This window comes from Staphylococcus sp. MI 10-1553, from assembly GCF_010365305.1.
In the GTDB taxonomy this organism is placed as follows: domain Bacteria; phylum Bacillota; class Bacilli; order Staphylococcales; family Staphylococcaceae; genus Staphylococcus.
In genome coordinates this window covers 1,994,764-2,007,833 of sequence record NZ_CP048279.1, presented here as the reverse complement: position 1 = coordinate 2,007,833, position 13,070 = coordinate 1,994,764, and the positions used below count along the sequence as shown (strand labels likewise).

The window sequence follows — 13,070 nt, the reverse complement described above, 5'->3', positions numbered from 1 at the left end:
TACGATATTTTTCACAAATTTAGTACGATTTTGCGGTGCATATTAACTATGACTTTGCTATACTGTATTTATAAATATTCGTGCGACATGCACGCAAGGAGGAACTTTCATGCCTTTAGTTTCAATGAAAGAAATGTTAATCGACGCGAAAGAAAATGGTTATGCTGTAGGTCAATATAACCTAAACAACTTGGAGTTCACACAAGCGATTTTACAAGCGTCTCAAGAAGAGAATGCGCCTGTAATTCTTGGTGTATCTGAAGGAGCAGCAAGATACATGGGTGGCTTCTACACTGTAGTTAAAATGGTAGAGGGACTATTACACGACTACGAAATCACTATTCCTGTTGCGATTCATTTAGACCATGGTTCAAGCTTTGAAAAATGTAAAGAAGCCATTGATGCTGGTTTCACATCTGTAATGATCGACGCATCACACGAACCATACGAAGATAACGTGAAAATTACGAAAAAAGTTGTAGATTACGCGCACGAACGTGGTGTATCAGTTGAGGCTGAATTAGGAACTGTCGGCGGTCAAGAAGATGACGTTGTTGCTGATGGTGTCATTTACGCTAACCCAACTGAATGTCAAAACTTAGTTAAAGCAACAGGTATCGATACATTAGCACCTGCTTTAGGTTCAGTTCACGGACCATACAAAGGTGAACCAAACTTAGGCTTTAAAGAAATGGAAGAAATCGGTGCTTCAACTGGTTTACCATTAGTATTACACGGTGGTACAGGTATCCCTACACATGACATTAAAAAAGCAATTTCATTCGGAACAGCTAAAATCAATGTTAACACTGAAAACCAAATTGCTTCAGCTAAACGTGTTCGTGAAGTATTAGATCAAGACAAAGAAGTTTACGATCCACGTAAATATTTAGGACCAGCTCGTGAAGCGATTAAAGAAACTGTTATCGGTAAAATTAGAGAGTTCGGTACTTCAGGTAAAGCAGCAAACATTAAAGGTTAATCTATTTTAAGAGATGTCACACACGTATCACATATTTGTGCAGTGTCAACATCATTAAATTCAAAAGAGGGTAGCGTGATCACAAGTTGTGAGTCAGTTACTCTCTTTTTTATTTTTGATTATAGTGTTGATGATACAAAGTGAAAATGTGTAGGATACCATTCTATTGAAAGATGGGCAAAGTCGTTCAATGGCTGTCACATTTACAAAAATTGAACACAAAGTAGGGCTAAACATCTCAAAGCGTCGTTTTTTCATTTTGCAATTTGAAAAAATTTACTTTATAATGCTTTTAATATAGTATTATAAGGTTAAAATGAGCAAGGGAAAAGGAGTTCAATGACATGGCACAAGAAGTAATAAAAATAAGAGGTGGTCAAACTTTAAAAGGAAGTGTTGAAATTAATGGTGCGAAAAACAGTTCAGTTGCCATTATACCTGCAACATTAATGGCAGAAGCACCGGTAACGTTAGAGGGATTGCCGCAAATTTCTGATGTTGAAACGCTGGTCAGTTTATTGGAAGATTTAAACATTAAGACTGAACTTAACGGCACAACTTTAACAGTAGACCCGACACATATTGAAAACGCCCCTTTGCCAAACAATAAAGTTGAATCTTTGCGTGCTTCTTATTATATGATGGGGGCCATGCTCGGTCGCTTTAAAAAGTGCGTCATTGGTTTACCTGGAGGATGTCCACTTGGGCCGAGACCGATTGATCAACATATTAAAGGGTTTAAGGCTTTAGGTGCAACGGTAGATGAGTTGAGTCTGACGTCAATGAAAATTGAAGCAGAACGTTTGGTGGGCGCGAACATTTATTTAGATATTGTTAGTGTAGGTGCAACGATTAATATTATGCTTGCTGCGACACGTGCTGAAGGGCAGACGATTATCGAGAATGCAGCTAAAGAACCTGAAGTGGTCGATGTTGCAAACTTTTTAAATAGTATGGGTGCAAAAGTCACAGGTGCAGGAACAAGTTCGATTAAAATTGTCGGTGTGCCCCATTTGCATGGAAGCCGTCATTCAATTATTCCGGATCGTATCGAAGCTGGAACATACATGTGTATTGCGGCCGCTTGTGGTGAGTCGGTACATATCGACAACATCATTCCGAAACATATGGAAGCACTCACTGTGAAATTGAAAGAGTTAGGTGTTACAATAGAAACAGGCGATGACTACATGATAGTCCAATCCTCTTCACCTTACAAAAGCGTGGATATTAAAACGCTCGTATACCCCGGTTTTGCAACGGATTTACAACAACCTATTACACCTTTACTCTTCTTAGCAAATGGACCTAGTTTTGTCACTGAAACAATATATCCAGAGCGCTTCAGACATGTGAAAGAGTTACAAAAAATGAATGGATTGATAACAGCAGACCAAAGTACTGCGACAGTGAAGCCTTCGAAATTAACAGGCGCCGAAGTGTATGCAAGTGACTTACGTGCAGGTGCATGCTTAATCGTAGCTGGATTGTTAGCAGAAGGTGTGACAACGATTTATAATGTAAAGCATATATACCGAGGTTATACAGATATTGTGAAAACACTTAAAGCGTTAGGTGCTGATATTTGGACGGAACAAGTTGAAGCTTAATCCGTTTAGTGTTGTTATCACAAATTTTAAAATGCGAGGTGATAACCATGGAAGTATGTCCATATTTAGAAGAAACATTTAAAATTTTAGGACGCAGTTGGAACGGTTTGATTTTACATTACCTTTCGACTTGCGATGGATATAAAGCGCATTTCTCAGAGATGAAAAGACATTTACGTCCGATTACAAATAGAGCATTGTCAATGAAAGTAGCTGAGTTGGCTGATGCAGATTTATTAACGAAAGAGGTCATTTCGACAAATCCGCCGTCAGTTTGTTACCATTTAACAGAAAAAGGTGTAGCATTGGCGCGCGCATTAGAACCGCTCGAAACTTGGGCGCATGACTATATTAATTTAGAAGAAAAAGTGCAGTAACGAATGATATAAAAGAGTAAGACGACGCGAACAATTGCGTATGTGCTTACTCTTTTATATTTTGCAACTTGACAGAATATTTTTGATTTGTTTGGTCAGGTTTAAAAAGCAATGAACTTGGCAATACAAAGTGTATGACATTAAATGAAGGAGTGTTTGTTCATGAGAGATCAAACGAAACAATATATTAATGGTGAATGGGTTGAAAGCAATAGCGGTGAAACGATGGCAGTCATCAATCCAGCCACGGAAGAAGTATTTGGTCATATCGCAAAAGGAAATAAAGCAGATGTAGACCAAGCAGTTCAAGCTGCTCATGACGTGTACCTTTCATTTCGTAACGCTTCTGTCAAAGAACGACAAGAGTTGTTAGATCGTATTGTTAAAGAATATGAAAATCGTAAAGATGATTTAATAGAAGCTATGACATTAGAGCTTGGTGCACCTGTCACACAATCAGAAAAAGTGCACTATCAAATGGGATTAAACCATTTTAAAGCTGCACGTGACGCATTAGATCATTTCCAATTTGAAGAACGTCGCGGAGATAACTTAATCGTGAAAGAAGCGATTGGTGTTGCGGGACTTGTGACACCTTGGAACTTCCCAACGAACCAAACATCACTTAAATTAGCGGCAGCATTTGCGGCGGGAAGTCCAGTTGTACTCAAGCCGTCTGAAATGACACCGTACGCAGCGATTATTTTAGCTGAAATTTTCGATAAAGTTGGCGTGCCAAAAGGTGTATTTAACCTTGTCAATGGTGATGGTGAAGGTGTCGGCACACCGCTAAGTCAACATCCTGATGTCCGCATGATGTCATTCACAGGTTCTGGTGGTACAGGTTCAAAAATTATGGAAGCAGCGAGCAAAGACTTCAAAAAAGTATCATTGGAACTCGGCGGAAAATCTCCATTTATCATTTTAGATGACGCGGATCTTGAAGAAGCGGCTAAAGCGGCAGTCATGAAAGTCGTTAACAATACAGGGCAAGTATGTACAGCAGGCACACGTACACTTGTACCGGAAAGTATTAAAGACGACTTCCTCAAAGAAGTTAAAAAACAAATGGCGAACGTTAAAGTCGGCGATCCGCAAAATGCTGAAACACAAATGGGACCTATTGTTAGTGAAAAACAATACAATCAAGTACAAGACTACATTCAAAAAGGAATCGATGAAGGCGCTGAACTATTATACGGCGGTACGGGTAAACCGGATGGCCTAGATAAAGGTTATTTCGCGAAACCAACAATCTTTACAAATGTGAATAATCAAATGACAATTGCCCAAGAAGAAATTTTTGGACCTGTCATGTCAATTATTACGTATAAAGATTTAGACGAAGCGATTGAAATTGCTAACGATACAAAATACGGACTTGCAGGTTATGTTTTCGGTCAAAATAAAGATAACTTAATCCGTGTTGCACGTTCAATTGAAGCAGGAACAATCGAAATTAACGAAGCTGGACGTGCGTCAGATTTACCATTCGGTGGTTATAAACAATCAGGTATCGGACGCGAATGGGGCGACTTCGGTATTGAAGAATTTTTAGAAGTGAAATCTATTGCAGGCTATTACAAAGGTGAATAACTGTTTTAAATAGTGTATGCGTGAAAACATGCGCATGAAATGAATTAGGAAAGGACTAGGAGAACATTGCGTTTTCCTAGCCTTTTTTTAATTTTTAAAGAAAATTTGCATATTGAAAAATAAAATCAAAAATGGCTAAATTGAGCGTAAAAATTAGATTTTCTTCATTTTATGAGCTTTTAATTTCATGCCACTTTTCTATGATTCGCTAAACTTTAAAAAATGCGCGTCATTTACGACATTTATTGAAAAAATGATGATGTATAAAATCCAAATTTTTAGTGTAAATTCCATTGATATTTTGTCATTGAGCCCATTATTTGATATAGTAAGGTTTAATCGTAACATTTGCGATTAAATAGAATTTAAAATGAAATGAGTGTTTAACATGTCAAGGGAACGAACATCTCCGCAATATGAATCTTTTCATGAATTATACAAGAATTATACAACAAAGGCCCTCACTGAAAAGGCAAAATCTCTTAAACTTGTTAACTATAGTAAATTAAACAAAAAAGAACTCGTACTTGCAATTATGGAAGCGCAAATGGAACAAGATGGAAACTACTATATGGAAGGTATTCTCGATGATATCCAACAAGATGGTTACGGCTTTTTAAGAACGGTTAACTTCTCAAAAGGAGAAAAAGATATATACATTTCTGCCAGCCAAATTCGTCGATTTGAAATTAAACTAGGCGATAAAGTAACAGGAAAAGTTCGAAAACCAAAAGAAAATGAAAAATATTATGGATTACTTCAAGTTGACTTTGTTAATGACCACAACGCAGAAGAAGTCAAAAAACGTCCTCACTTCCAAGCACTTACACCTTTATATCCAGATGAACGAATTCGATTAGAAACTGAACCTCAAAATTATTCAACACGTGTGATGGATTTAGTCACACCTATTGGTTTAGGTCAACGTGGCTTGATTGTGGCACCACCGAAAGCCGGAAAAACCTCTTTACTCAAAGAAATCGCAAATGCTATTGTAACCAATAAACCCAACGCTAAATTATTTATTTTACTTATAGGGGAACGACCAGAAGAAGTGACTGACATTGAACGTTCAGTTGATGAAGCGGAAGTGGTACATTCTACGTTTGATGAGCATCCAAAACATCATGTGAAAGTGGCAGAATTATTACTCGAGCGTGCAAAACGTCTCGTAGAAATTGGTGAAGATGTCATTATTTTAATGGATTCGATTACACGTTTAGCGCGTGCGTATAATCTAGTCGTTCCGCCGAGTGGTAGAACTTTGTCAGGTGGTTTGGATCCTGCGTCATTACACGGTCCTAAAACGTTTTTTGGTGCAGCAAGAAATATAGAAGCAGGGGGAAGCTTAACTATTTTAGCGACAGCATTAATTGACACGGGCTCACGCATGGATGATATGATTTACGAAGAATTTAAAGGAACAGGCAATATGGAATTGCATTTGGATAGAAAACTTTCTGAACGTCGTATTTATCCAGCGATTGATATTTCTAGAAGTTCGACGCGTAAAGAAGAACTACTCGTTCCGAAAAACGAATTGGATAGCTTGTGGCAACTGCGCAATATGTTTTCGAATTCGTCTGACTTTACAGAACGTTTCATTCGTAAGTTGAAGAAAACAAAATCGAATGCCGAATTCTTTGAAGTGTTACAACAAAGTGCGGCTGAAAGTAGCAAAACAGGTAAACCTATTATTTAATCAGAATAATTTCAGATGTAGGGTTGCAATTTCATCATGCGGCCTATATAATGTTTAAGTATTGGGTAAAAACTCAGAAATAACTCTGTTCCGGATGGTTCAGGGCAAAGGAGCTGAAAATTATGAAACAAGGGATTCATCCAGAATACCGTAAAGTTATCTTTTTAGATACGACAACTGATTACAAATTTTTAAGCGGTTCTACTAAATTTTCAAACGAAACAATGGAATGGGAAGATGGTAACGAGTACCCAGTTATTCGTTTAGATATTTCTTCTGATTCACACCCATTCTACACAGGACGTCAAAAGTTTGCTGCGGCAGATGGTCGTGTGGAACGTTTCAACAAAAAATTTGGTCTCAAATCAGACAACTAAGACAACATTGGCTTGGGTGGATAGCTGTCTGCTCAAACTTTGTGCTTGATGAAATGTGAATAAAATATACGTAAACACGTTTTCTTTGATACCGCATCATAAGGAAACGTGTTGTGCGTTGAAGTGGGTAAACGGAATCTAAACCTTTAGATTGTGTGCCCACTTTTTTATTGCTTGATTTGCGAGGGCACCATTGAAATGATCACGTTTTGAAAGTCTAGACCCACGACTTCAAATAAAATAAGTAAGCATTTAATGATTTTTGATATACGTACGAATTACATCAACGAATACGGATATTTTATGATATAATGAATTGATTTTGTTTTGGAAAAGGTGGAAAGAACGATGTATGAAGCGTACCATTCAGGTTGGATAGAATGTATTACCGGAAGTATGTTTAGTGGTAAGTCAGAAGAACTGATTAGACGATTACGCAGAGGTGTTTATGCCAAGCAAAAAGTTATCGTTTTTAAACCAGTTATTGATGACCGCTATCATAAAGAAAAAGTGGTTTCACACAATGGTAATGAAATAGAAGCGATTAATATTTCTAAAGCAAATGAAATATGGAATTATAATTTAAAAGATGTAGATATTATTGGTATTGATGAAATTCAATTTTTTGATGAAGAAATTGTAGAAATTGCAGAAACACTTGCAGAAAAAGGTTATAGAGTCATTACAGCCGGGCTAGATATGGATTTTAGAGGCGAGCCATTTCATCCAGTACCAGAAATGCTTGCAGTAAGTGAGCATATTACTAAACTACAAGCAGTCTGTGCTGTATGTGGTGCTTCATCAAGTCGTACACAACGATTAATTGATGGTAAACCTGCAAAAGTGGATGATCCGATTATACTTGTAGGTGCAAATGAAAGTTATGAGCCGCGTTGTCGTGCACATCATATCGTAGCACCAAGTGAAGATACTAAGGAGGGACAAGAATAATGTTTGATCAATTAGATATTGTTGAAGAACGTTATGAGCAACTGAACGAATTGCTTAGCGACCCAGAAGTGGTCAGTGACTCAGATTTATTACGCAAATATTCAAAGGAACAATCAGAATTACATAAAACTGTAGAAGTCTACCGTCATTACAAACAAGTGAAAGAAGATATTCAAGCAATAGAGTTTATGCTTTCAGAAACAGATGATAGCGATGAAGTAGCGATGTTAAAGGAAGAAGAGACTGGCTTAAAAGCGGAAGTTCCAGAACTTGAAGAACGACTTAAATTTTTATTGATTCCAAAAGATCCGAATGACGAAAAAGACGTTATTGTGGAAATTCGTGGGGCTGCAGGTGGCGATGAAGCGGCTATTTTTGCTGGTGACTTATTCCGTATGTATTCAAAGTTTGCTGAGTCACATCGTTTTAAACTTGAAATTGTAGAAGCGACAGAAAGTGACCACGGTGGTTATAAAGAAATCAGTTTCTCAGTATCTGGTGACGGTGCCTACAGTAAGTTGAAATATGAAAATGGTGCGCACCGTGTTCAACGTGTCCCTGAAACAGAATCAGGTGGCCGTATTCATACGTCAACGGCAACAGTTGCAGTATTGCCAGAAGTAGAAGATGTAGAAATCGAAATTCGCAATGAAGACTTGAAAATCGATACGTATCGTTCAAGTGGTGCGGGTGGACAGCACGTCAATACAACGGACTCTGCCGTACGTATTACCCATATTCCAACTGGGGTCATTGCGACATCTTCAGAAAAATCGCAAATTCAAAACCGTGAAAAAGCGATGAAAGTGTTAAAAGCACGTTTGTATGATATGAAGTTGCAAGAAGAACAACAAAAATATGCAGCGCAACGTAAGTCAGCGGTTGGTACAGGTGACCGTTCAGAACGTATTCGCACATATAACTATCCGCAAAGCCGTGTGACAGACCACCGCATTGGTTTAACATTACAAAAATTAGACCAAATTATGGAAGGCAAGCTAGACGAAATTGTGGATGCGTTAACGATGCACGAACAAACTGAAAAATTGAAAGAGCTTAATACTGGTGAATTATAAACAGTGGCGACAACATGCTGAGCAGCAAATGGTGGCCAATGGATATGAAGCGAACGCCATCCAATGGTTCATGATGGATACGTTGCAATGGTCGAGAACAGCTTTAATATTGAATGAAATGACGCCAATTCCTGATTCAACACTTAAACAGTTGAATGACGGTTTATCACAGCTGCTCGCGGGAATGCCAGTGCAATATGTTGTCGGTCAAGCTGAGTTTTACGGCCGTCAGTTTAAAGTGAATTCGGATGTACTCATTCCTAGACCCGAGACAGAAGAAGTGGTGCATTATTTTTTTACACAATTGACAGCTGCTAAAGTTGTTGCTGACATTGGTGTGGGAAGTGGTGCGATTGCCGTCACTTTAAAAGCTGAAAGACCTGAATTGCGTGTGATTGCGACAGATATTTCGTCTCAAGCGTTAACAGTCGCACATCGGAATGCACAGCGTTTGCAACAAGACATCACCTTTTTACAAGGAAATGCGTTACAGCCGTTGATTAATCAAGGCATTCGATTGGATGGTTTAATTTCTAATCCACCGTACATTGGTGAGCATGAACGCGCATTGATGGATGACAGTGTGATTCAATATGAACCGCATATGGCCCTTTTTGCAGATCAAGAAGGGTATCAAGTGTATGCAGCGATATTACGCGATTTACCTCATGTCATGCAAGACGGTGCACCGGTCGTCTTTGAAATTGGCTTCCAACAAGGTGTAAAGTTAACGCTCATGATGCAACAGTTGTATCCGCATATTACGACAGAAGTGATTAACGACATCAACGGTCATGCACGAATTTTTCATTTTAAATGGACTCAGCCATAGTCACTATGTTTATGAGGCAATGAAAAATTTGGTGAGTGAGCGTCAATATAACATTAATTATAAATGGATGCACGACAGTAAAATCTAAGATGTATTCTTACGATTGAAGTCATGCACCCATTTTTATTTTTGTAGTAAAATAGAAGAGAAGGAGAGGTGGACGTTAATGTCAGAAACGAAAATTTGGGATGTTCGTGATTATACAACAAGGCTAGAAAAATATCCGAAATTACCAGAAATTGTAAAAACTTTACAGGATGGCGGACTCGTCGTACTACCGACAGAAACTGTTTACGGTTTAGGTGGAAATGCAAAAGATGATACGGCCATTCGTAAAATTTATGAAGCAAAAGGGCGGCCTTCCGATAACCCTTTAATTGTGCACATTCATGATACGGATCAGCTCGACGATTTTGTAGCAAATATTTCGGAGGCGACACGTAAATTAATGGAAGCTTTTTGGCCGGGACCGATTACCTTTATACTACCGTTAAAACAAGGGTTCTTATGTGATCGCGTCACGGGTGGATTGAATTCCGTTGCAGTGCGTATGCCGAGTCATCCTGTAGCTTTAGCATTGTTAAGAGCAGTCGATTTGCCGATTGCAGCACCGAGCGCAAATTTAAGTGGACGTCCCTCCCCAACAACGTTTGAACATGCGTTTAATGATTTGAATCAACGTGTGGATGGCATCATACAATCTACGCAAAGTGATGCAGGATTGGAAAGTACAGTTGTGGATTGCACCTCATTCCCATTTCGAATTGCACGCCCAGGTACGATAATGCGCAACATGTTGAATGATATTTTGCCACAATCAGTCGAAGTCCACAGTCCGCTAGCTACTGAAAAGCCGATTGCGCCAGGGATGAAATATCGTCATTATGCGCCGTCAACGCCTCTTAAAATGATAGAGCAGTTAAATGCACCGGTTCACGAACATGCACACGAAGACTGGTCGAAAATCGCATTTATCGTACCTGAAACGAAGAAAAAGTTTTTGCCAGCAAGTGTGCAAGTCATTGTCATGAGTGAAAGTGAATCCGATATTCAAGGTGCGAACTATAATCTGTATGACGTGTTACACCAATTAGACCAATTAGATGATGTAGACATGGCGTATATTTATGGATTTGAAAATAATTTTGAAACTGAAGCGTTGAGAAATCGGATGCTTAAAGCGGTCAGTCAACAAGTCGTAAAGGATGAGTCGTTATGAAAATCGTATTTGTATGTACCGGCAACACGTGTCGCAGTCCATTAGCCGAAAGTATTGCAAAACAGTTAATGCCAGACTTTGAAATTGTTTCAAGGGGTCTGATGGCACAAAAAGGACACCCGATATCGCCACATAGTCGTGAATTGTTACGACGTCATGAGTTACCGCTACCGAATGGTGCACAATTGTTTGATGCGGGGGATGCTGAAGCGGATTTGATTTTAACGATGACGGCTTCACATCGCCAAATGATTCAAGCGATGTATGGACCACAAGTGAACGTGTATGCATTAAATGATTATGTGGGTGAAGATTTGGCTGTAGAAGACCCTTATGGCGGGCAGTATGAAACGTATGAACAAGTCTTTGAACAATTGACACGGATGATCGAAAAGTTAAAGTCTAAATTAGTGACAGAATAATTGTATAATCAGTATAAGTTAAAGAAAAAATAAGTTATAATAAAGGACGTATAGCATGTTTCGTAGTTCTTTAATTATTGTTTTTTTGACTCATACGACGAACAAGGGGGTAACCATATGAAGGATTTAAATCAATTATTAGAAGAACTTAAAGCCCAATCGTTTTTTAATGAAGGTGAGATATGTGTCATAGGTTGTTCGACTTCTGAAGTTCAAGGGGAGCGTATAGGAACGACAGGCTCGATAGATGTCGCTAAGGAAATTTTCGAAGCACTTGTTAAGATTCAACAGGAGACAGGTGTTTCATTTGTGTTTCAAGGTTGTGAACATATCAATCGTGCCATTACCATCGAGCGCAAAGATTTTGATCCATATGTGATGACTGAAGTATCTGTCGTTCCAGATGTGCATGCTGGGGGTTCTTTATCAACGTATGCGTATCGTCATATGGAAGCGCCCATGGTAGTCGAACATATCCGAGCTGACAAAGGTATTGATATCGGTCAAACATTGATTGGTATGCATCTAAAGCATGTGGCAGTACCTGTTCGGACTACAGTGAAACAAGTTGGCCAAGCAATTGTGACTGTAGCAACATCTCGACCGAAAAAAATCGGGGGCGAACGTGCTAAATATCAACTTTAACAGAAAAGAGGGAATTGTCTATGTCATTTCTTGCTAAACAAGATAAGTCTGTATTTGAAAGTATTCAAAAAGAGTTTCATCGTCAAAACACAAGCATTGAATTAATTGCATCTGAGAACTTTGTTTCTGAAGCAGTAATGGAAGCACAAGGTTCGGTCATGACGAACAAATATGCTGAAGGTTATCCTGGACGCCGCTACTATGGTGGTTGTGTATTTGTAGACCAAACTGAACAGCTTGCAATTGATAGAGCAAAAGCGCTTTTCAATGCTGAACATGTTAATGTCCAACCGCATTCTGGTTCACAAGCAAATATGGCCGTATATCTTGTTGCACTTGAACATGGTGACACAGTGCTCGGTATGAATTTAAGTCATGGGGGTCACTTGACGCACGGTTCACCAGTTAACTTTAGTGGTAAGTTCTACAATTTCGTAGAGTACGGTGTCACTAAAGATGAAGAGCATATCGATTATGAAGAAGTTCGTAAGTTAGCAAAAGAACACAAGCCTAAATTAATTGTAGCGGGTGCATCTGCTTATTCACGTGCAATTGACTTCAAGGAATTTAAAGAAATTGCTGATGAAGTTGGTGCGAAGTTAATGGTAGATATGGCGCATATCGCAGGGCTTGTTGCAGCGGGTCTTCACCAAAACCCAGTTGAATACGCAGACTTCGTTACAACAACAACACATAAAACATTACGCGGACCTCGTGGCGGTATGATTTTATGTAAAGAAGAATATAAAAAAGAGATTGATAAAACAATTTTCCCTGGCATTCAAGGTGGTCCACTTGAGCATGTGATCGCTGCGAAAGCTGTTGCATTTGGAGAAGCATTGCAACCAGAATTCAAAACGTATCAACAACAAGTAATTAAAAATGCGCAAATGCTTGCAAAAACTTTAAAAGATAATGGCTTTAGAATTGTATCTGGTGGTACAGATAACCATCTTGTATCAGTAGATGTTAAAGGTTCTGTAGGCATTACTGGTAAAGTAGCAGAAGAAGCACTTGATGAAATTGGTATTACATGTAACAAAAATACCATTCCATTTGATCAAGAAAAACCTTTCGTTACGAGTGGTATCCGTTTAGGTACACCAGCTGCGACGACGCGTGGCTTTGATGAAAAAGCATTTGAAGAAGTCGGCCGCATCATCAGCGATGTCCTTAAAAATCATGAAGACCAAAAAGTTTTAGCAGACGCGAAGTCACGTGTTCAAGCGTTGACAGAAAAATTCCCTTTATATCAATAAACCGATTATTTTAGAACAAACG

13 protein-coding genes are annotated in these 13,070 nt (G+C 38.8%); all 13 read left to right on the top strand.

Annotation, left to right across the window (positions count from 1 at the left end; genetic code table 11):
• The first annotated feature begins 109 nt into the window (after positions 1-109).
• The 13 genes from fdaB (at position 110) to GZH82_RS09300 (ending at position 13,048) form a co-directional block, all read left to right on the top strand.
• Positions 110-982, top strand: coding sequence for a class IIb fructose-bisphosphate aldolase FdaB (gene fdaB, locus GZH82_RS09360; RefSeq protein WP_162682267.1), 873 nt, complete (start codon positions 110-112; stop codon positions 980-982).
• A gap of 344 nt (positions 983-1,326) precedes the next feature.
• Positions 1,327-2,592, top strand: a complete 1,266-nt coding sequence (locus GZH82_RS09355) for a UDP-N-acetylglucosamine 1-carboxyvinyltransferase (protein WP_162682266.1) — start codon at positions 1,327-1,329, stop codon at positions 2,590-2,592.
• A 47-nt stretch (positions 2,593-2,639) separates the two neighbouring features.
• A complete protein-coding gene (locus tag GZH82_RS09350; RefSeq protein WP_162683039.1) occupies positions 2,640-2,969 on the top strand; it encodes a winged helix-turn-helix transcriptional regulator in 330 nt (109 codons plus the stop codon).
• Positions 2,970-3,131: 162 nt separating this feature from the next.
• On the top strand, positions 3,132-4,565 hold the full coding sequence (locus GZH82_RS09345; protein ID WP_162682265.1) for an aldehyde dehydrogenase family protein: 1,434 nt from the start codon (positions 3,132-3,134) through the stop codon (positions 4,563-4,565).
• 388 nt (positions 4,566-4,953) lie between these two features.
• Positions 4,954-6,267, top strand: coding sequence for a transcription termination factor Rho (rho, locus tag GZH82_RS09340; RefSeq protein ID WP_162682264.1), 1,314 nt, complete (start codon positions 4,954-4,956; stop codon positions 6,265-6,267).
• Between the two features lie 122 nt (positions 6,268-6,389).
• Positions 6,390-6,644, top strand: coding sequence for a type B 50S ribosomal protein L31 (locus tag GZH82_RS09335; protein ID WP_014613331.1), 255 nt, complete (start codon positions 6,390-6,392; stop codon positions 6,642-6,644).
• A gap of 348 nt (positions 6,645-6,992) precedes the next feature.
• Positions 6,993-7,595 carry a thymidine kinase gene (locus GZH82_RS09330; protein ID WP_162682263.1) on the top strand — a complete coding sequence of 201 codons (603 nt, stop codon included), beginning with the start codon at positions 6,993-6,995 and terminating at the stop codon, positions 7,593-7,595.
• Entirely contained in the window at positions 7,595-8,671 is a 1,077-nt protein-coding gene (gene prfA, locus GZH82_RS09325; protein ID WP_162682262.1) for a peptide chain release factor 1, read from the top strand. Before GZH82_RS09330 ends, prfA begins: the two co-directional genes overlap by 1 nt.
• Positions 8,661-9,503: a peptide chain release factor N(5)-glutamine methyltransferase gene (gene prmC, locus GZH82_RS09320; protein ID WP_162682261.1), complete on the top strand. Its 843-nt coding sequence runs from the start codon at positions 8,661-8,663 to the stop codon at positions 9,501-9,503. The genes prfA and prmC overlap by 11 nt, the downstream gene beginning before the upstream one ends.
• A gap of 166 nt (positions 9,504-9,669) precedes the next feature.
• Positions 9,670-10,722, top strand: a complete 1,053-nt coding sequence (locus GZH82_RS09315; protein ID WP_162682260.1) for an L-threonylcarbamoyladenylate synthase — start codon at positions 9,670-9,672, stop codon at positions 10,720-10,722.
• Positions 10,719-11,144 (top strand): low molecular weight protein arginine phosphatase, encoded by a 426-nt coding sequence (locus GZH82_RS09310; protein WP_162682259.1) that lies wholly within the window; start codon positions 10,719-10,721, stop codon positions 11,142-11,144. Before GZH82_RS09315 ends, GZH82_RS09310 begins: the two co-directional genes overlap by 4 nt.
• Positions 11,145-11,261: 117 nt before the next feature.
• Entirely contained in the window at positions 11,262-11,789 is a 528-nt protein-coding gene (locus GZH82_RS09305; RefSeq protein ID WP_162682258.1) for a TIGR01440 family protein, read from the top strand.
• 20 nt (positions 11,790-11,809) lie between these two features.
• Complete coding sequence (locus tag GZH82_RS09300; RefSeq protein ID WP_162682257.1) at positions 11,810-13,048, top strand: serine hydroxymethyltransferase; 1,239 nt, start codon at positions 11,810-11,812, stop codon at positions 13,046-13,048.
• Positions 13,049-13,070: the final 22 nt, after the last annotated feature.

Bases quoted from the DNA above. Each gene is read 5' to 3' on its own strand.
- fdaB (WP_162682267.1), top strand. From the start codon at position 110: ATGCCTTTAGTTTCAATGAAAGAAATGTTAATCGACGCGAAAGAAAAT.
- GZH82_RS09355 (WP_162682266.1), top strand. From the start codon at position 1,327: ATGGCACAAGAAGTAATAAAAATAAGAGGTGGTCAAACTTTAAAAGGA.
- GZH82_RS09350 (WP_162683039.1), top strand. From the start codon at position 2,640: ATGGAAGTATGTCCATATTTAGAAGAAACATTTAAAATTTTAGGACGC.
- GZH82_RS09345 (WP_162682265.1), top strand. From the start codon at position 3,132: ATGAGAGATCAAACGAAACAATATATTAATGGTGAATGGGTTGAAAGC.
- rho (WP_162682264.1), top strand. From the start codon at position 4,954: ATGTCAAGGGAACGAACATCTCCGCAATATGAATCTTTTCATGAATTA.
- GZH82_RS09335 (WP_014613331.1), top strand. From the start codon at position 6,390: ATGAAACAAGGGATTCATCCAGAATACCGTAAAGTTATCTTTTTAGAT.
- GZH82_RS09330 (WP_162682263.1), top strand. From the start codon at position 6,993: ATGTATGAAGCGTACCATTCAGGTTGGATAGAATGTATTACCGGAAGT.
- prfA (WP_162682262.1), top strand. From the start codon at position 7,595: ATGTTTGATCAATTAGATATTGTTGAAGAACGTTATGAGCAACTGAAC.
- GZH82_RS09315 (WP_162682260.1), top strand. From the start codon at position 9,670: ATGTCAGAAACGAAAATTTGGGATGTTCGTGATTATACAACAAGGCTA.
- GZH82_RS09310 (WP_162682259.1), top strand. From the start codon at position 10,719: ATGAAAATCGTATTTGTATGTACCGGCAACACGTGTCGCAGTCCATTA.
- GZH82_RS09305 (WP_162682258.1), top strand. From the start codon at position 11,262: ATGAAGGATTTAAATCAATTATTAGAAGAACTTAAAGCCCAATCGTTT.
- GZH82_RS09300 (WP_162682257.1), top strand. From the start codon at position 11,810: ATGTCATTTCTTGCTAAACAAGATAAGTCTGTATTTGAAAGTATTCAA.